Genomic DNA, 17525 nt, shown 5'->3' with positions numbered 1-17525 from the left:
ACTCAAGGGAAACAAACGAAACTGCATTGATTGGCTGGGGCGGCAGGATTCGAACCTGCGAAATGCCGGGATCAAAACCCGGTGCCTTAGGCCTCTTGGCGACGCCCCAGTGTGTGTTGTTGCCTCTCCAGGAAATCATGCAACGGCGAGCGGTCCGCGCCTTCCGCGATCCAGGCGCGCAATCCTTCCGGCAACTCCGCGAGCGCGGCCTCTGCGGACGCGCGGTCACTGAATTCGACGAAACAACCGCTGCCGGACCCGGTGAGACGTGCCGTGCCAATCCGCGAAAGGACCGAAAACACTGCCTCAATGGCGGGTTCGCGGCTACGCAGGACCGGCTCGAACGCGTTGCCGAGCATCTTTCCCGAAATGAAGTCGGCTATTTTCGCGGGTGCAGCATTGCGCGTCAAATCAGATGATTGAAACAACTCTGCAGTGGGGACGTGGATTCCCGGATCAGCCAGTACATACCAGGCCTTCTGCAGGCGCAGCGGAGTGAGCACTTCGCCTATGCCTTCTGCCCAGGCATTCTCACCTGCCACGAAGACTGGTACGTCTGCACCCAGTTTCAGGCCCAGCCTGCAGAGGCTGTCGCGGTCCAGGTCCAGCCGCCAGAGGTGATTCAGGGCCACCAGCACCGTGGCCGCATCAGAAGAACCGCCGCCGAACCCGCCGCCCATCGGAATGCGTTTTTCGACGCATATATCGACGCCTTGGCTGCTTTTGACTTCATTTTGCAACAGTTTGGCAGCCCTTACCGTCAGGTCATCCAGCTCGCTGACCGTATGCAGTCCGGTCCCGAAGCGCTGGATCCGGCCGTCGCGCCGGGGGCGCAGACGGATCTCGTCACCCCAGTCCAGCATCCGGAATACAGTCTGCAGGGCGTGATACCCGTCGGCGCGCCGCCCGGTGATCTGGAGGAAGAGGTTCAACTTGGCAGGCGCAGGCCATGTCGACCAACCCGCTTCGTCCCCTGCCCCGGGACTGTTCATGGCGCGCTGAAATCCCACCGGTCAACGAGCAGTCGAACCGCGGCCTGGTCACGCTGGGCCTCGATCCGACTGGGCAATTCCGGCCGGCTGTCCTGCGCGTCGGTCCATTGCGTGTAGTCGATCTGCCAACCCGCCTGGCGCAAGGTTTGCACGCGCCCTTCCGTCGAAAAGGAACGCTCCTCCACGGGGAAGCCTACCGCCTGCAGTCCCCGCACCCATCCGGCCAGGGCGTTGACCGGTATGTCCCAACCGGTCGCTTGCAGAAGCAGAACCTCGGCATCCTCACCATGACGCGGGCCACCTGGCAGCCCCTCCAGCCGGCCAGCGCCCGAACGGGTGTCCCCAGTCAGTCGCCAGCTCTGCCGGGTCACGGGCGCGCTCAGCGACACCACGTAAGCAGTCCCGTCCTGCTGCCATTCGATCCTGCCGTTGCCACCCTTGCCCGCGTTGTTGATGGCGACCCGGCCCTCGAACGACCATTGCGGGTGCTCGCGCAGCCATTGCTCACGTTGCGACTGTCCCTGCTCCGCCGCTTCGATCGCCCGCGGGTCGGACAAGGCGGGCGGCAATGCCCCGCTGGGGCCCCGCGTTGCGCAGCCGCCCAGCAACACGAGGGCAGCGCACAGGCCGGCGGCATGCGTTGATGCCCTCATGCGCCCGTCTTCTCCAGCGCGCGCAGGAGCGAGCGATTTTCCGGATCCAGCTTGCGCGATTCCTCGAAATACCTGCGGGCTTCTTCCTGCTTGCCGCTGACCCACAGCACTTCGGCGATGTGGGCGGCGATTTCCGCATCTTTCTGCAGGGTAAAGGCGCGCCGCAATTCGACCAGCGCCTCGGCGTTGCGGCCCAGCCGGTAAAGCACCCAGCCATAGCTGTCGATGATGGCGGCCTCGTCGGGCTCGGCGACGCGCGCGCGGCCAATCAGTTCGAGTGCTTCCTGGTACCGCGTGGTGCGATCGGCCAGCGTGTAACCCAGGGCATTGAGCGCGGCGACGTTCTCCGGGTCGGTGACCAGGATCCGCCGCAGGTCGGCCTCGGCGCGGTCGATGCGGTCACGGCGCTCCCACGCCAAGCCTCGCGCATACAGCAGCGCGTTGTCATCCGGATAGGCGGCCAGCCCGCGCGCAAGCACGTCGATTTCGCCCGGATCGTCCTGGTCCTTCTGCTTGAGCTCGGCCTCCAGCAGGTAGGCGCCGCGCCGTGCTTCATCGTCCGCGCTTGCATCGGCCTGCAAGGCACGCACGTCGGTGAAAGCCTCGGTCTTGCGACCGAGTTCGAACAGGACGTTGGCGGTGCGCAGGCGCGCCTCGGTACGCTGCGGGCCGCCGGGAACGCCGCGGTACCACTCCAGCGCCTCCTGCGGACGCTTCAGGAACTGAGCGATCTGCCCAAGCAGCAGGCGCCGCTGGGGATCCGGATTGCTTGCGTCCTTGCGCAGCTCATCGTAGAGCAGGGTCAGCGTCATCGTGTCTTCGGCCTTGGCCAGCAGCGAAGCACGCAGGCCGTAGGTCTGGTTGTCCTGGGTGCCGCGTGCAAGCGTTGCGGCGGCCTGCTTCGGGTCACGAAGCGCGTCGTATTCGGCGGCGATGGCCAGCCGCAATTGCGGCGCCAGTACGGCGGCATCGGCCAAGCCGTCGAGCACCTTGCGGGCTTCTTCCGTATTGCCGGCCTGGCGAAGCTGGCCGACGTGCAGCAGGGCAACCTTGGGTTCGGCAGGAAAGCGCTTGACCGCCTCGCCGACAATGCGCTCGGCCAGGGCTGATTGTTCAAGCGATTGCGCCAGCCCTCCGAAGGCAAGCCAGGCTGGCAACTTGTCCGGAATGGCACCGGCGTCGACGAATCCGTCCAGCAACCGGGCCGACAAGGCCGGATCCCGGCCCCCACTGCCGAGCACGGTCAGGGCATAGCGCCAACCCATGTCGTCCTTGTCCCGCAGCAAGGCCCCCAGTTCCCGGCGCGCAACGGCCACGTTGCTCTTGCGCAGTGCCAGGGCGGCTTCGGCCGCGCGCATGGCCAGGGATTGCGGAGCGCGCTGGCGCCACAGCTTGAGGGCGTCGGCGGCGCGCGCATCGTCGTTGGCAAGCAGGGCAATGCGGGTGGCGCGTTCGGCCAGGCCGGCGTCGTCGTCGGCCCGGGCCGCCTGCAGGTACCAGCGCGAGGCCTCGTCGAGCTGGCCCGCCTGCAGGGCAAATTCTCCGGCCATGACCGGGGTCAGCGCGTCCGCGGCTTTTGCCGGGGCTGGGGCGGCGGAAACGGAACCCGCCGTGGCCGCCAAAAGCAATGCGGCGACGGTGATGCGAATCAATGCAGGCATGGAGGCGAACCGGGCCGTAAAATGGCGACCTTGAATGGCCAGAAGCTTAACGCAAGCAACTGAACGATGACGTTGTGGGTTCTCGGAATCAACCACCAGACCGCGCCGGTAAGCCTGCGCGAGCGCGTCGCGTTCGATGCGGCAGCGCTGCCCGCGGCGTTGTCCTCGCTGCAGGCATTGCCCGAGGTCTCCGAGGCCGCGGTGCTGTCCACCTGCAACCGCACCGAACTGTATGCATTCGCCGAGGACGGCAATGCGCTGTCGCGCTGGATGGCCGCGCACGCCGAAGGCCTGGATGCCTATCTCTATCGTCATAGCGATGCCGCCGCCGTGCGCCACCTGTTCCGGGTAGCGACCGGCCTGGATTCCATGGTCCTGGGCGAGCCCCAGATCCTGGGCCAGGTCAAGGAAGCCTGGGTGGCGGCGCGCGAACACGGGGCCCTGGGCACGCGCCTGGACCGGCTCTTCCAGCAGACCTTCGCAGTGGCCAAGCGTGCGCGTACCGATACACGCGTCGGGGCCAACCCCGTCTCTGTCGCTTCAACCGCCGTGCGCCTGGCCCAGAACGCATTCGCGCGCCTGGATGAATCCACGGTCCTGCTCATCGGCGCCGGCGAAACCATCGAACTGGCCGCACGCCATCTCAGCGAAGGCAAGGTCCGCCGCCTCCTGATCGCCAACCGCACGCTGTCGCATGCGCAGGAGCTGGCCTCCCGCCACGGCGGCTTCGCGTTGCCGCTGGGCGAAATAGACCGGCACCTGGCCGAGGCCGACGTGGTGTTCTCGGCCACTGCGAGCCGCGAACCGATCCTGACCCGCGCCCAGGTCGCCACCGCCCTCTCGCAACGCAGGCACAAGCCGATGTTGCTGTTCGACCTGGCCGTGCCGCGCGACATCGAGTCCGGCGTTGCCAGCCTGGACGACGCCTACCTGTACACCGTGGACGACCTGGAACGCGCGGTAGAAGACAATCGGCGGGGCCGGCGCGAAGCCGCCGACGCGGCAGAGGCCATCATCGAACTGCAGGTCGCGCGCTACATCGAGAACCTGCATGCGAGCATGCGCCAGGAACCGCTTAAACGCCTGCGGGCGCACGGCGACCTGGCACGCGACGAGGTACTGGCAAAGGCGCGCCAACAGTTGGCCAACGGCCGCGAGCCGCAGGAGGTACTGGATTTCCTGGCCCATACGCTCACCAACCGCCTGCTGCATCCACCTACCGCGGCGTTGCGCGAAGCGGCCCTGTCGGGAGACGCCGAGCTGGCGCGTGCCGCCGACAGGCTGTTCCCGGCGCAGGCTCCCTATACCCATACCAAGAAAGACGATGACGCCGACCCTGCGCCGTAAGCTCGAGGCGCTGGCCGAACGCCGCGAGGAACTCGAGCGCCTGCTGTCCGAACCCGGCGTGGTCGCCGACAACGAACGCTTCCGCAAGTACTCGCGCGAGTTCTCGCAGCTGGAGCCGGTGGCGGTCGCGCTGCGCGAGGAAGCCAATGCCCTGCGTGACCTCGCCGCCGCAGAAGCCCTGCGCAGCGACCCGGAGATGCGCGAACTGGCCGAAGAGGAAATCGCAATCGCCCGTGCGCGATTGTTGCAGCTGGAGGACGAGCTGTCGCTGCTGCTCCTGCCCAAGGATTCGCGCGACGACGCCGACCTCTTCCTCGAGGTGCGCGCCGGCACCGGCGGCGACGAAGCGGCCATCTTCGCCGGCGACCTGTTCCGCATGTATGCGCGCTACGCCGAGCGCCAGGGCTGGAAAGTGGAAGTGGAATCGGAGAGTCCCGGCGAGCATGGCGGATACAAGGAAATCGTGGCCAAGATCAGTGGCCGCGGCGCGTTCTCGCGGTTCAAGTTCGAGTCGGGCACCCACCGCGTGCAGCGGGTGCCTGAAACCGAATCGCAGGGCCGCATCCACACCTCCGCCGCTACCGTCGCCATCATCCCCGACGATGACGCGGTGGAGGAAGTGGTCATCAATCCGGCGGACCTGAAGGTCGATACGTTCCGCTCCTCCGGTGCCGGCGGCCAGCACGTCAACAAGACCGAGTCGGCGATCCGCATCACCCATATCCCCAGCGGGCTGGTGGTCGAGAACCAGACCGCACGTTCGCAGCACGCCAACCGCGAGCACGCGATGAAGCGGCTGAAGGCGCAATTGCTGGAAGCCGAACGCAGCAAACAGGCCGCCGCCCAGGCCGAATCGCGCAAGCTGCAGGTCGGCAGCGGCGACCGCAGCCAGCGCATCCGCACCTACAATTTCCCCCAGGGCCGCATCACCGACCATCGCGTCGAGGGACTCACCCTGTATGACCTGCCCAACATCATCCAGGGCAACCTGGACGAGTTGATCGAACGCCTGTCGCGCGAGCACCAGGCCGATGAACTGGCACGGTTGACCGAAGCCGCGTGACGCGACACGCAGGTCGCGACCTTCGACCACCGGGCAATCGATTCCCGCAGGCAGCTGCACCAAGACCTGCATGCCCCGCAGCCATGCAGGACTAGCCTGTCCGCATGCACCAGGCTGGCGACTTTCAAACTGGCTTGCCATTGCCGGCGACGCGTAAACCCGTGGCCTTGTTGCCAATGACCCAAGGTCACGGGTCGAACGGGCTGGGCAGTAAGATCCGGGCTTCCCATCCACGGCACGTCGAACCTGTCGAACCACACCCTTTGCATCTCCCTCGCTTCCATGGGTTAGGCTTCGCCGCATGAGCGCCGACCCCGACTTCATCCCGCTGCACCTTTGCGTGCTGACCGTATCGGACTCGCGCACGCTGGCCGATGACAAATCAGGCGACTACCTCATCGCCGCGCTATCCGACGCCGGGCATGCACTGGTGGAACGCGCCTTGCTGCCCGACGATCGCTACCAACTGCGGGCGCTGGTCTCCAGATGGATTGCCGACCAGGACGTCGACGGCGTGCTGGTCACCGGCGGAACCGGCTTCACCGGCCGTGACTCCACGCCCGAAGCGCTGCTGCCGCTGCTGGACAAGGAAATGCCGGGCTTCGGCGAATTGTTCCGCGCACTCAGTTTCGAGGAAATCGGCACGTCCTCGCTGCAGTCGCGCGCATTCGCCGGGCTTGCCAACGGCACCTTCGTGTTTTGCCTGCCTGGCTCGACCTCGGCCTGCAGGACAGGCTGGGAAAAGATCATTCGCGCGCAACTGGATGCACGCACGCGTCCTTGCAACCTGGCCACGCTCCGACCCCGCTTGAAGGAATAGACCATGGCGCTGAACATCCTGCAGTTGCTGGCCAAGGCCAGCGGACTGACGCCCACCGACATCGCCACCGCCATCCCGCGCGCCGGCGTGGCCACGGTGAAAGCCTGGCTCGACGGCGAGAAGCTACCCGGCAAGGATCAGGTCACCGCGCTGGCCCGCACATTCGGTGTTCCCACCGGGGCGCTGCTGTCGGGGCTCGCAAGCACCTTCGACCCTGCCCGCACCGGGGGCGAGCACGACCTGCTCGCCGCCTACCGCCTGCTCAACACGCGCCAGCAGGGCGCCCTGCTGGAAGTGGCACGGACCATGGCCGACACCCATGTGGCAAGCCGCAGGAAATCGGGCAAATGAAGAAGCTCAAGCGCAAGGATTACGAGAAGCAACTGGAGCCGCTGCAGCTGGAACTGCTGGCGATGTCACGCTGGCTGAACCATACCGGCAAGCGCGTGGTGGTGGTGGTGGAGGGCCGCGACACCGCCGGCAAGGGCGGGGTGATCAATGCGATCTCGGAGCATCTCAATCCGCGCCAGTGCCACGTGCTGGCGCTGTCCAAGCCCAGCGAGCGGGAATCGAGCCAGTGGTATTTCCAGCGCTACGTGCCGCACCTGCCAGCCGCCGGCGAGATCCTGCTGATGGATCGAAGCTGGTACAACCGGGCCGGCGTCGAGAAGGTGATGGGGTTTTGCGACGACGCGCAGTACAAGGCATTCCTGAAGCAGGCGCCGGTGTTCGAGAAGCTGCTGGTCGACGACGGCATACTGCTGCTCAAGTACTGGCTGACAGTGGACCAGGAAGAACAGGAGAAGCGCTTCTGCGAACGCCTGGACGACCCCCTCAAGCGCTGGAAGCTGTCGTCCATCGACGTGGAGGCACGCGCCAAGTACGCCGACTACACCCGCGCACGCGAGGCCATGCTCAAGGCCACGCATACCGAGGACGCACCCTGGACGCTGGTCGATTTCAATGACCAGAAACGCGGTCGGCTCACCCTGATCCGCGACCTGCTCGATCGCATGCCCGATACCCAAGTGCCCGATGCCAAGCTGGATTTCCCCGCCCTGGGTACGAAGCCGCAGAAAGAGCGCTTCGGCGTGGTCAAGCCAATCCCCTCCTATGACCCGGAAGACTGACGGGGTCCGGGATCTCCCGGCGGGGCAACCGCTACCTGTCCAGTGCCGGACTCTTTCTCAGGTGCGGATCTTGAAGTCCGGTGATTCGTTGATGGACCCGTCGGCCTCCAGCACGGCATAGCGCGAATCGTCGCGGTTGAACAGTACCGCCACGGGCTGCAGGAACATCGGCCGGCGCACGAAGCGCAGTGTCCAGCGGAACTGCTCCATGGTGTGCAGGGTTGCCAGCTGCGCCGGGGTAAGCCCCGCCTTCAGCCTGGCGTCGTCTTCCTGCTGCTGGGCCTTGCGCCGCTCGCGCGCCGACGGTGGTCTTTCCTTGTTTTCCATGCCACGCATTTTGCGCGACCGCTTGTCGACGGTTCATTAACCAGAACACGATTCGCATAGCGCCAGTGCCCGGTGATTTCGAGGCGGCTCCGTCACACCCACACATTGGCAGCGGCGCCATCAGCGTGGAGCGCGCGCAGCACATGCGCCGGCCAATGCTCAATAGCACCGGGGCGCGATCAACCCTTTGCCTTCGCCCCACCCAATGCGGAAATCGCGGCCTCGATTTCGCTGGCGGTTACCGGCCCCAGGAATTGCCTGGCCACCTCGCCGCGTGGACCGATGAGATAGGTCATGGGCAGTCCACGCGGGGTGGCGAAGTCGGCGGGCGGCGCGTAGACATCGACAATGGCGACGGGATAAACGACCGGCCGCTTTTGGAGGAAGTCGCGCATTGCCTGTACTTCTATTTCCTCGTAGGCCAGGCCGATGACTTCAACGTCATCGCGTCCCTGGTCCAGCGCGGACAGCTCCGGCATTTCCTTGATGCAGGGCGCGCACCAGGTCGCCCAGAAATTCACCACCACCCACTTGCCGCGATGGGCGGCCAGGTCATAGGGTTGGCCTTGTACTGTTTCCACCTTGAGCACCGGGTAACCGCTGTTCGCCGTTGCGGCAGGCGCGCTGTCCGCCGGCGCGCTGTCTGCAGGTGCGCCATCAGCAGGCGTTCTTTCCGCAAGCACCGATGCGGTCGCCGCGGCTTGCGGTTCCGCTGCTTCGCGCTTGCAACCCGACAGTGCAAACAGGGCCAGGGCCATGACGGCGGGCCATGATTTCATGATTTTTCTCCGGGCTGTGCGTAGATCTCACTGACCTTGCGCTTCAGCAGGTCACGGGTGGGCACGCGCAGCTGGTCCAGCGCGTTGCGGGCCGCCTGGCCCAGGGCGTCGTCCTGGCAGGGCAGGTGCGCCTCGGCGACCGGAACCCGCAACTGGCAGGCCTCGTAGAGCTCGGCTAGGGACATGTCGCCAAGGTCGCGCGCCAGCAGCCACTCGCCCTGTTCGTCGCGGCGCAGCAGGTTGATCTCCCCAAGCTGGCACAACAGCTGCTGGGCCAGGGAGTCGGTCAGGATGGGTTCCATATCCAGTATCTCCGCGCTATGCAGTCCCCTGCCCTGCGTGCGCGCCTCGCTGAACCTGCCCAGCAGCCGCAGCAACGCGTAGAACTCGTAGCCCAATGGCAGGCGCATCGACGCGGGCTGGTAGCGGAATGCGGAGATGGCCGATGCGAACGATGCGCCCAGCAGGATCACCACCCAACACAGGTAGATCCAGAGCAGGAGCAGGATCGGTGCCATCGCAACGGCCCCGTAGATCTTTTCATACGAATCGAAGCTGGCCAGGTAGATTCCCAGGCCCCACTTGATCAGTTCCAGCAGCAGCGTAGCCACCAGTCCGCCAGCGAGCGCATAGCGGAACTGGATGGTGCGGTGGGGGACGACGCGGTAGATGGCGGTAATGGCGCCAAGCTCGATGAACGCCGGTGCCAGGTTCACGCTGAGGTTTGCCAGCAGATGTCCGCCAGCGGTGGCGAACAAGGGCAGCGCGTAAAAGCGCGCCGAAATCGCAAGCGAGGCCGCGGCCACCATCGCGCCCAGGGTCAGCACCGTCCAGTACACCAGGAAGCGGCCCAGTCGCGGCCGCGAGCTGCCCACGCGCCAGATCTGGTTGAAGGTGGTTTCCACACTGTTGAGGGTGATCAGCAACGAAACGACCAGGGCTATGACGCCTGTGATCGTGAGGCCGCGCGCGTTCGCCGAATACTGCTGGATCTGCGCGGAAAGTGAACTGGCCGCGCCAGGCACGAAGTTGGCGAAAACGTAGTCCGTCAGCTGTTTGCTCCATTGGTCGAAGACCGGGAAGGCCGACAGCACCCCGAACACCACCATGGCCAGCGGCACCAGCGCGAACACCGTGGTGTAGGCGAGCGCTGCGGCCGCCTGGAACAGGCGATCATCCAGGAAGCGCTTGGCGAGGAAGCGGAAGAAGGTGCCCGCGCGGGCGCGGTCACGCAGGCGTTCGGTCCAGCGGTTGACGGTGGCCAATGGTTCCATTGGCGCAGAGGTTAACCGATGCGCGCAAGGCGATGTGCGGCAACCACCATGCGCAGAACAGCCGACATCGCCGATACTAGCGGCCATTGCAGCAAGTGGAAGCATTGATGTCGGAAATCCTGGTGCTCTATTACAGCCGTGGCGGATCGGTGGCCCGGCTGGCCAAGCAGGTGGCGCGTGGCGTAGGCGAAGTCGCCGGCATGAGCGCACGCCTGCGCACGGTGCCACCGGTGGCCCCGGTGACCCAGCAGGCCGCGCCGCCCGAGCCCGAGGAAGGTGCTCCGTACGTGCAGGCGCGCGACCTGGAGGAATGTGCAGGCCTGGTACTTGGAAGCCCAACCCGTTTCGGCAACATGGCCGCGCCGCTCAAGCATTTCATCGATGGGCTGGGCGCGCAGTGGGCCAGTGGCACGCTGGTGGACAAGCCAGCTGGCGTCTTCACTTCCACCGCCACCCAGCACGGCGGACAGGAATCGACCTTGCTGTCGATGCAGGTTCCACTGCTGCACCACGGCTGCGTGATCGTCGGCATTCCCTTCACCGAACCGGCGCTCAGCACCACCCGCGGCGGCGGCTCTCCGTACGGGGCCGGTCATGTGGCCGGTGGTGACAACGATCCGCAGCCCAGTGAAGAGGAAAGCGTGCTGGCGCGCGCGCTGGGCAGGCGGGTGGCGCGTATCGCGCAGCAGCTGGGAGGACAGGCATGAAGAAGTCGCAGGCCCTCCTGGCGCTGGCGCTGTTCGCGCTCTCGGTCCTTTTCGCGCTGTGGTTCGATGGCAGCAGGTTCCGCATTGCCCTGCTCGCGTTTTTCATGGCCCCGCCGCTGCTGGTCCTGGCCGGCGTCCTTGCCCGTTATGCCAAGGCTTCGTTCTGGGCCGGCGTGCTGGGCCTGTTCTGGTTCAGCCACGGGGTGATGGAAGCGTATGCGGTACCGCGCGAACGCGGCTACGCAATCGTCGAAGTCATGCTGGCCGTGGTCATCGTGCTGGCCTCCAGCTGGCCCGGGATCAGCGCGCGTTTTCGCAAAAAGAACACGGTCGACGCGGCATGATCGCGTCGGCAAAGGAGTAGGCAAAGTGGAAGAACTACTGATCGTCACCACCGGCGGGACCATCGACAAGATCTATTTCGATGACAAGTCCGACTTCCAGGTGGGCGACCCCCAGATCGGCCGCATCCTGCAGGAACTGGGCGTGGCGTTCCGCTTCAACGTCATCCCGATCATCCGCAAGGATTCGCTGCACATCAGCGACGCCGATCGCGAACTGGTGCGCGACACCATCGCGGCACAGTCGGCACGCCACGTACTGATCACCCACGGCACCGACAGCATGGTCGCCACGGCACAGGTGCTTTCCAGCATCCAGGGAAAGACCATCGTGCTGACCGGCGCATTGAACCCCGCGCGCTTCCGCGGCTCGGATGCGGAATTCAACATCGGCTGCGCGGTAGGCGCGGTGCAATCGCTGCCGGCAGGCGTCTACATCGCCATGAACGGCCGCATCTGGGACCCGGCGAAGGTACGCAAGAACGTGTCCGCCAACCGTTTCGAATCCGCGGCCTGAGCGGATGAAAATGAAAACCCCGGCTTGCGCCGGGGTTTTCGTTGTTGCCTTGCTTCCCGCATCGATCAGAAGGTGACGCTCCAGCTGTTGATGTAGCCGGTGTCGCCGCTGGCGTTGTCGTTCACGCGCAGGTTCCAGGTGCCGTTCAACACTTCGCTCGACAGGTTCACGGTGAAGGTCGAGTTGATGTTGTCGGTGCTGCCGCCCGTGCGGTTGTGGAGTACGTACACGCTGCCGTCCGGGGCCACCAGGTCCACCTTCAGGTCGCCCTTGTAGGTATGCACGATGTTCACCGCCACCGAGGTGCTGGCCAGGCCGTTGCCGCTGCGTCCGGAAACGGTGATCGGGCTGTTGACCGTGGTGTTGTCCCCGATGGTTACGTCGGTGCCATTGGTATAGGTCTGGGTGCTTCCGCCCCCACCACCTGCCGTGTAGCTGCCGGTCAAGGACAGGCCGGAGAACGCCGAGTACGCCTTCAGCCGCACGTAGTAGGTGCCCGCGGAGGCGGTGGCGATGTTGCATGTCTCCGCATTGCCCGATGCGTACGGGCGGCAGTCGTAGGACGTGTCGGTCGGCGCACTGCCGAACTTCACGTACATGTCCGAATCGCCCGTACCGCCGCTGGTCACGAACTTGAGGCCGGTTGCACCGGCCGGCACCGCCATCGTGTAGTTGAGCGATGCGCCCGCCGCCGCCGCCAGACCGGTGACCGCCACCCCGTTCTGCAGGACGGTACCGCCACCGCCCCCGGCGCTCACCGTAACTGCGCTGGTTTTGGTATTGGTGGCACCGTCATCGTCGGTGACCGTCAGGCTGACGTTGTAGGTACCCGCCGCCGAATAGGTCTTGCTGGGACTGGTGGCGGTGGAGGTGGTGCCGTCGCCGAAGTTCCAGCTGCGCGATGCGATGGTGCCGTCGCTGTCGGTGGAGCTGTCGGAGAAGGTCGCCGTCAGCCCGCTGGCCGAGGACGTGAAGTTGGCCACCGGTGCCGCATTGGTGCCACCACCACCGCCGGCCGCATCCACCGCCGCCTTGGCATTGACGATGCCCGTGCCGATCGGTTGCGACGGGGTGGACGGGAACGCACGCGCGGAGCTCTTCAGCAGGGCCTCGATCTGGGCCGGGGTCTTGGCTGGATTGGAAACGGACTGGATCAGCGCCACCACGCCCGCCACATGCGGGGTAGCCATCGAGGTGCCGCTGTAGGACGCATAGCTCTCGGCCCCGGGGCCGGCGGTACCGGCATTGAGCGTGGAGAGCACCGCCGAACCCGGTGCGGCCACGTCGACCAGGGTGCCGTAGTTCGAATAGCTGGCCCTGGCGCCTGTGGAGGTGACCGCGCCGACCGCGACCACGTTGTTGCAGTTGGCCGGCGAGGCATTGGAGACGTTGCCATTGTCGTTGCCTGCCGCGATCACCAGGGTGGTGCCGCGACTGACCGCGCCGTTGATGGCGGTCTGCGTGGTGGTGCCGCAGGCGCCGCTGCCGCCGAGGCTGAGGTTGATGACTTCCGCCGGATTGGCATTGGCGGGCACCCCACTTACCGTGCCGCCGGACGCCCAGATGATCGCGTCGGCGATATCCGAATCGTAGCCGCCACCGGCCCCCAGCACGCGTACGGGGACGACCTTCGCGCTGAAGGCAGTGCCGGCGACACCCTTGCCGTTGTTGGTGACTGCCGCGATGGTCCCGGCCACGTGGGTTCCATGCCAGCTGGAGGGGTTGCCACCGTAGGCATCACCCGGGTCGCTGGGATCCGAATCACGGCCGTTGCCGTCGACGGACACCGCCGTATCGATGATGAAGTCATAGCCTGGCAGGATGTTGGCCGCCAGGTCGCTGTGGTTGGTGATGCCGGTGTCGAGCACGGCCACCACCGTCCCGGCGCCGGACGTGATGTCCCAGGCCTCGGTGGCGCGGATACCGCCGGCGCCGGTGCCGAACCCGTACTGCTGGCTGAAATTGGTATCGTTCGGCGTGAACAGCGCCTTGTTGAGCTTGTCGACTTCCACGTATTCCACGTTCGGGTTGTTGGCCAGCTGCCGCATCAGCGACTCGGCCTCGACGCGATCCAGCTTGCGGTCCGCGCGCACCACGTCGGCGCCTACCGCCAGCCTGCGAACCTGCGTGACCTGCAGGACCCGACCGGACTTGGCGGGAATGGCCCGCGTGGCCGAGGTCAGCGCCGTAGCCAGCGAGCTGGTGCTCGCCCGTTCGCTGCTGCCTTCCTTGTACTTGACGATGAAGCGATCAAAACCGGTCTGCCCGGGGGATTGCAGACCACTGGCATCAACGCGGCCTGCCGCGATTGCGGGCAGGGCGGACATTGACGCGATAGCGATGGCGGTGGCACTGGCCAGGACGTGCATACGCAAGCGACGCTTTGAGACATCTGACATCGAAGTTCCCTCTTTCATGCTGATGGTGCCGCTGGTGCGGCGATGCGAATGCGGCCGTGACGCGGAACAGGGTGGTGACGGCGCCTTCACTTCCTGGTGCGCCGGATGAACGTGCGCACCTGACTGGAACCTAACCGCCACTACGGCAGGTGCACAAGGTGCTTCAGCAGGGAATCCAATGGAATGGAACCGTCGTTACAGTATGTGCGCGTATCCGTGACGGAAATCGGTTACATGTGTAACTGACAGCGCTGGACTTGTAAAAATGCCGTGAAGACGGCCGGGGCGGAGGGACTCGGGCCCCCGCCCGGATGCTGCAGTACAGGGCCGCCTTGCGCGGCCTGTGGGGCCTGCGACGCTTAGAGCATGCCGGTTTCGAGACGGGCCGCTTCGGACATCATGTGCCGGCCCCAGGGCGGGTCGAAGACCAGTTCGACGTCGGCTTCGGCAATGGTGGGAATGAGTTCGAGCTTGTTGCGCACGTCATCGACCAGTATCTCGCCCATGCCGCAACCTGGCGCAGTCAACGTCATCTTGACCTCGACGCCGCGCTGGCCGTCCTCGCGCTTGCTCAGGTTGGCCTCGTAGACCAGGCCCAGGTCGACGATGTTGAACGGGATCTCCGGATCGAAGCAGGTGCGCAGCTGCTTCCAGATCAACTGCTCGACTTCCTCGTCGCTGGCGTTCTCGGGCAGGCTCAGCGATTCGGCTGGTTCCTTGCCGATGGCGTCGCCATCCTGGCCGGCAATGCGGAACAGGTTGCCTTCCACGAACACCGTGTAACTGCCGCCCAGCGCCTGGGTGATGTAGCCGAAGCTGCCCGCGGGCAAGGTCACGCTGTCGCCCTGGGGCACGAGCACGGCGGCGCAATCGCGCTCGAATTGGACGGGTTCGCTGCTGCGGGAATACATAAGGACCAGATGGGGGCCGGCACGGGTGGCCGCAAGCCGTCATTTTAGCGTCCTGTGCTTCCCTGCGACGCGCGGACACGCTACAAAGAGCCGGCAACTGTGTGTTCCGGCCTGGGGAGGACCGGGCCCACGTCCTCTTATCCAGCTCCCCGGGAGAAGCTCTCGCCATGCCCCGGAATCCGTCTTCGCACCGTTTTGCCCACGTCCCGCGGGACATCCTGTTCCTCGCCCTGGGCGCCGCCCTGGCCTCCACTGCCCACGCCCAGGAAGCCGATCCGGTCAAGGCGACCGACCTCGACCGGATCACGGTGACGGCGCAGAAGCGCGAGCAGCAGATCCAGGAGGTGCCGATCTCCATCAATGCCTATTCCGGCGATTTCCTGCAGGCCAACGGCATCAACGACTACGGTGACCTCGGCACGCTGGTGCCGGGCCTGGAAATCCAGACCCAGAGCGTCAGCAACCCCAGCATCTCCATCCGCGGCATCACCGCCGACCTGGACGACCCTACCCAGGAGCCGCGCATCTCGCTGTTCCAGGACGGCGTATCGATCAGCCGCTCCCGTGGCTCGTCCGTGGAAATGTTCGACATGGAGCGGGTGGAAGTGCTGCGCGGCCCACAAGGCACCCTGTTCGGGCGGGCAGCTGAAACCGGCGCGATCCATTTGATCCAGAACAAGGCGCGGACCGGCACCTCCAGCGGCTTCCAGGTGGGGTTCGGCAACCTCAACCAGGAGAAATTCACCGGCTACTACAACACCGACCTGAGCGAAAACCTGCAAGGCCGGGTAGCCGCGTTCTACGAGAAGCGCGACGGCTATGTGGAAAACCTGGATGGCGGCACGCTGCAGGGCAAGGACACGCGCGCCTTGCGCGGCGCCTTCCACCTCAACGTCGGGGAAACCAGCGGCCTGGACCTGATCCTGAACTACCAGAAGGACCAGCCTCCGGGCACCGCCTTCCGCAGCATGGTCATCCCCAATGCCCAGGGCAGCCTGGACCCGTACGTCGCCAATTCGCAGCGCGGCGAGGGCCTGGGCACGGACCGCGAGGTGTACGGCGCCACCTTGCTAGGGAATTTCGGCATCAACGAGAACTGGAGCCTGTCCACGATCACCGGCTGGCGCCGTTACGACGGCCTCGACAAGTTCGACGCGGATGGCTCGCAGGCGGACCTGATCGAGTTCGACGAGCATGCCTGGGGCAACCAGTTCAGCCAGGAATTCCGTTTCAACTTCGACAATGGCGGCGCTTTCACCGGTTTCGCCGGCGCCTCGTTCTTCGACGAGAGCGCCAGTCGCGACCTGCTCTACCAGACCGACGAACGCCAGCTCTATGCGCTGCTCTCGCCGCGCGCCAACGCGATCTTTTCCTTCCTGCCGATCATTCCCCTGCTGAACCCCGACGGCACCCCGAACATCAGCCAGGAATCGCTGGTAGGAGGCCTGGTACCGCTGAATCCGAACCATTTCGAGACCTTCGGAAACGACGTGCAGGTCCGTTCCTACGAAATCTTCGCCGATGGCACATGGCGCTTCAGCGACCGCTGGAGCCTGACCCTTGGCGCACGCGGCACGCGCGAGAAGGTCACCTACGGGTACCACGCCGACGAAGGCAACTTCACCAGCATCGGCTACTTCCTCTCCGCCAATACCGTGCCCAACTGCCAGCCCTTGCTGTCGCCCTGTTTCAACGTGCTCTACAACCCCACCGATGGGCGCATCAGCCGGGATGGCAGCTGGAATTCGTGGGTGGGCCGTGCGGTCCTGGGCTGGCAGATCAACGACGATGTCAATGCCTACGCCAGCGTGTCACGCGGCCGCCGCCCCAACATGATCAGCATCGAGTACCGGCGCGAGGGCGCCAACCCGGATCCCGAGGAGATCATCGAGGAGATCCCGGCGGAAATCCTGTGGAGCTACGAGGTCGGGCTGAAAGGTGCCACGCCCACCGGCAGCCTGTCCTACGACCTGTCGCTGTTCTACTACGACTACAGCAACTTCCAGGCATCCGTCGCCAACGACAATCCGCCGCCGGAGTACGAAACCATCAACGCCGGTCGCGCCCACGCGCTGGGGTTCGAGGCCTCGCTGTTCGCCCGCTTCAGCCCCGACCTGGGCGGCTTCCTCAACTACAGCTATATCAATGCCGGATTCAATGCGTTCAACGAGGACGGCACCTACCAGGAGCTGGCCGGCAACCGTTTCCGCATGACGCCCGAGAACAGCTTCACCGTCGGGCTGGACTGGAACCTGCCGCTTTCCGCGGGCCGCAGCGTCTTCGTCAGGCCGAGCTACAACTGGCGTTCGCAGATGTTCTTCGAGGACTCGAACGATCCCGATCCACTTACCGGACTGGCGCTGGAAGAAGGTGCCTACGGATTGTTCAACCTGCGCGCCGGGGTTCGCTTCAACCCGCGCTGGGACGTGACGGTATGGGGCAACAACCTGGCCGATCGGAAATACATCGTCGATGCGGGCAACACGGGCCTGATCTTCGGCATTCCGACCCTGATTGCCGGCGCATCCCGCATGTACGGCGTGACCCTGACCGGCAAGTTCTGACCGCAGGCAGGCCATTGCCCCACTTCCCCGTGGCGATCAC

General features: G+C 65.4%; 17 protein-coding genes and 1 tRNA gene. 9 read left to right on the top strand and 9 right to left on the bottom strand.

The features are described 5' to 3' along the window. Nucleotides 1-31 precede the first annotated feature (31 nt). From DT603_RS14995 to DT603_RS14980, 4 genes are all read right to left on the bottom strand, one after another. A tRNA-Gln gene (locus tag DT603_RS14995) sits at nucleotides 32-109 on the bottom strand. Further along, nucleotides 87-992 (bottom strand): 4-(cytidine 5'-diphospho)-2-C-methyl-D-erythritol kinase, encoded by a 906-nt coding sequence (gene ispE, locus DT603_RS14990; RefSeq protein WP_162350801.1) that lies wholly within the window; start codon nucleotides 990-992, stop codon nucleotides 87-89. The genes DT603_RS14995 and ispE overlap by 23 nt, the downstream gene beginning before the upstream one ends. Further along, complete coding sequence (gene lolB / locus DT603_RS14985; RefSeq protein WP_162350800.1) at nucleotides 989-1645, bottom strand: lipoprotein insertase outer membrane protein LolB; 657 nt, start codon at nucleotides 1643-1645, stop codon at nucleotides 989-991. Before lolB ends, ispE begins: the two co-directional genes overlap by 4 nt. Beyond that, nucleotides 1642-3306 carry a tetratricopeptide repeat protein gene (locus DT603_RS14980; RefSeq protein WP_162350799.1) on the bottom strand — a complete coding sequence of 555 codons (1665 nt, stop codon included), beginning with the start codon at nucleotides 3304-3306 and terminating at the stop codon, nucleotides 1642-1644. Before DT603_RS14980 ends, lolB begins: the two co-directional genes overlap by 4 nt. 66 nt (nucleotides 3307-3372) lie before the next feature. Between DT603_RS14980 and hemA the strand changes: the two genes are divergently transcribed. From hemA to ppk2, 5 genes are all read left to right on the top strand, one after another. Next, entirely contained in the window at nucleotides 3373-4653 is a 1281-nt protein-coding gene (gene hemA, locus DT603_RS14975) for a glutamyl-tRNA reductase (protein WP_162350798.1), read from the top strand. Further along, nucleotides 4631-5716, top strand: coding sequence for a peptide chain release factor 1 (prfA, locus tag DT603_RS14970; RefSeq protein WP_162350797.1), 1086 nt, complete (start codon nucleotides 4631-4633; stop codon nucleotides 5714-5716). The genes hemA and prfA overlap by 23 nt, the downstream gene beginning before the upstream one ends. Before the next feature lie 301 nt (nucleotides 5717-6017). Beyond that, the gene (moaB, locus tag DT603_RS14965; RefSeq protein ID WP_162350796.1) at nucleotides 6018-6536 is read left to right on the top strand and encodes a molybdenum cofactor biosynthesis protein B; all 519 of its coding nucleotides are present in this window, start codon (nucleotides 6018-6020) and stop codon (nucleotides 6534-6536) included. Nucleotides 6537-6539: 3 nt separating this feature from the next. Then, nucleotides 6540-6887: a hypothetical protein gene (locus tag DT603_RS14960; protein WP_162350795.1), complete on the top strand. Its 348-nt coding sequence runs from the start codon at nucleotides 6540-6542 to the stop codon at nucleotides 6885-6887. Then, complete coding sequence (ppk2, locus tag DT603_RS14955) at nucleotides 6884-7666, top strand: polyphosphate kinase 2 (protein ID WP_162350794.1); 783 nt, start codon at nucleotides 6884-6886, stop codon at nucleotides 7664-7666. The genes DT603_RS14960 and ppk2 overlap by 4 nt, the downstream gene beginning before the upstream one ends. 57 nt (nucleotides 7667-7723) lie before the next feature. On the opposite strand, the gene DT603_RS14950 is transcribed toward ppk2, so the two are convergent. From DT603_RS14950 to DT603_RS14940, 3 genes are all read right to left on the bottom strand, one after another. Then, a complete protein-coding gene (locus tag DT603_RS14950) occupies nucleotides 7724-7993 on the bottom strand; it encodes a hypothetical protein (protein ID WP_162350793.1) in 270 nt (89 codons plus the stop codon). 179 nt (nucleotides 7994-8172) lie between these two features. Next, nucleotides 8173-8772: a TlpA family protein disulfide reductase gene (locus DT603_RS14945; protein ID WP_162350792.1), complete on the bottom strand. Its 600-nt coding sequence runs from the start codon at nucleotides 8770-8772 to the stop codon at nucleotides 8173-8175. Beyond that, nucleotides 8769-10046, bottom strand: a complete 1278-nt coding sequence (locus DT603_RS14940) for a YihY family inner membrane protein (protein WP_162350791.1) — start codon at nucleotides 10044-10046, stop codon at nucleotides 8769-8771. Before DT603_RS14940 ends, DT603_RS14945 begins: the two co-directional genes overlap by 4 nt. Nucleotides 10047-10153: 107 nt before the next feature. Here DT603_RS14940 and wrbA point away from each other — a divergent pair, with 107 nt between their 5' ends. Genes wrbA through DT603_RS14925 form a run of 3 tightly spaced genes read left to right on the top strand, consistent with a single transcriptional unit; the run spans nucleotide 10154 to nucleotide 11611 of the window. Next, the gene (wrbA, locus tag DT603_RS14935; RefSeq protein WP_162350790.1) at nucleotides 10154-10753 is read left to right on the top strand and encodes an NAD(P)H:quinone oxidoreductase; all 600 of its coding nucleotides are present in this window, start codon (nucleotides 10154-10156) and stop codon (nucleotides 10751-10753) included. Next, the gene (locus DT603_RS14930) at nucleotides 10750-11097 is read left to right on the top strand and encodes a DUF2069 domain-containing protein (protein ID WP_162350789.1); all 348 of its coding nucleotides are present in this window, start codon (nucleotides 10750-10752) and stop codon (nucleotides 11095-11097) included. The genes wrbA and DT603_RS14930 overlap by 4 nt, the downstream gene beginning before the upstream one ends. A gap of 25 nt (nucleotides 11098-11122) precedes the next feature. Then, nucleotides 11123-11611: an asparaginase domain-containing protein gene (locus DT603_RS14925; protein ID WP_162350788.1), complete on the top strand. Its 489-nt coding sequence runs from the start codon at nucleotides 11123-11125 to the stop codon at nucleotides 11609-11611. Between the two features lie 65 nt (nucleotides 11612-11676). Here the strand turns inward: DT603_RS14925 and DT603_RS14920 are convergent, their stop codons facing one another. Together DT603_RS14920 and sufT are read right to left on the bottom strand one after the other, a co-directional pair. Continuing rightward, nucleotides 11677-14010, bottom strand: a complete 2334-nt coding sequence (locus DT603_RS14920) for a S8 family serine peptidase (protein ID WP_162350787.1) — start codon at nucleotides 14008-14010, stop codon at nucleotides 11677-11679. A gap of 359 nt (nucleotides 14011-14369) precedes the next feature. Beyond that, complete coding sequence (gene sufT / locus DT603_RS14915) at nucleotides 14370-14921, bottom strand: putative Fe-S cluster assembly protein SufT (RefSeq protein WP_162350786.1); 552 nt, start codon at nucleotides 14919-14921, stop codon at nucleotides 14370-14372. A gap of 167 nt (nucleotides 14922-15088) precedes the next feature. On the opposite strand from sufT, the gene DT603_RS14910 reads away from it, so the two are divergent. Beyond that, nucleotides 15089-17485, top strand: coding sequence for a TonB-dependent receptor (locus tag DT603_RS14910; RefSeq protein WP_162350785.1), 2397 nt, complete (start codon nucleotides 15089-15091; stop codon nucleotides 17483-17485). Nucleotides 17486-17525: the final 40 nt, after the last annotated feature.

It is taken from the genome of Pseudoxanthomonas gei (assembly GCF_010119615.1).
GTDB lineage: Bacteria > Pseudomonadota > Gammaproteobacteria > Xanthomonadales > Xanthomonadaceae > Pseudoxanthomonas_A > Pseudoxanthomonas_A gei.
This window is presented reverse-complemented; position numbering and strand designations above follow the sequence as displayed.

Coding starts and splice junctions, on each gene's coding strand:
- ispE (WP_162350801.1), bottom strand. CDS start 992: ATGAACAGTCCCGGGGCAGGGGACGAAGCGGGTTGGTCGACATGGCCT.
- lolB (WP_162350800.1), bottom strand. CDS start 1,645: ATGAGGGCATCAACGCATGCCGCCGGCCTGTGCGCTGCCCTCGTGTTG.
- DT603_RS14980 (WP_162350799.1), bottom strand. CDS start 3,306: ATGCCTGCATTGATTCGCATCACCGTCGCCGCATTGCTTTTGGCGGCC.
- hemA (WP_162350798.1), top strand. CDS start 3,373: ATGACGTTGTGGGTTCTCGGAATCAACCACCAGACCGCGCCGGTAAGC.
- prfA (WP_162350797.1), top strand. CDS start 4,631: ATGACGCCGACCCTGCGCCGTAAGCTCGAGGCGCTGGCCGAACGCCGC.
- moaB (WP_162350796.1), top strand. CDS start 6,018: ATGAGCGCCGACCCCGACTTCATCCCGCTGCACCTTTGCGTGCTGACC.
- DT603_RS14960 (WP_162350795.1), top strand. CDS start 6,540: ATGGCGCTGAACATCCTGCAGTTGCTGGCCAAGGCCAGCGGACTGACG.
- ppk2 (WP_162350794.1), top strand. CDS start 6,884: ATGAAGAAGCTCAAGCGCAAGGATTACGAGAAGCAACTGGAGCCGCTG.
- DT603_RS14950 (WP_162350793.1), bottom strand. CDS start 7,993: ATGGAAAACAAGGAAAGACCACCGTCGGCGCGCGAGCGGCGCAAGGCC.
- DT603_RS14945 (WP_162350792.1), bottom strand. CDS start 8,772: ATGAAATCATGGCCCGCCGTCATGGCCCTGGCCCTGTTTGCACTGTCG.
- DT603_RS14940 (WP_162350791.1), bottom strand. CDS start 10,046: ATGGAACCATTGGCCACCGTCAACCGCTGGACCGAACGCCTGCGTGAC.
- wrbA (WP_162350790.1), top strand. CDS start 10,154: ATGTCGGAAATCCTGGTGCTCTATTACAGCCGTGGCGGATCGGTGGCC.
- DT603_RS14930 (WP_162350789.1), top strand. CDS start 10,750: ATGAAGAAGTCGCAGGCCCTCCTGGCGCTGGCGCTGTTCGCGCTCTCG.
- DT603_RS14920 (WP_162350787.1), bottom strand. CDS start 14,010: ATGTCAGATGTCTCAAAGCGTCGCTTGCGTATGCACGTCCTGGCCAGT.
- sufT (WP_162350786.1), bottom strand. CDS start 14,921: ATGTATTCCCGCAGCAGCGAACCCGTCCAATTCGAGCGCGATTGCGCC.
- DT603_RS14910 (WP_162350785.1), top strand. CDS start 15,089: ATGCCCCGGAATCCGTCTTCGCACCGTTTTGCCCACGTCCCGCGGGAC.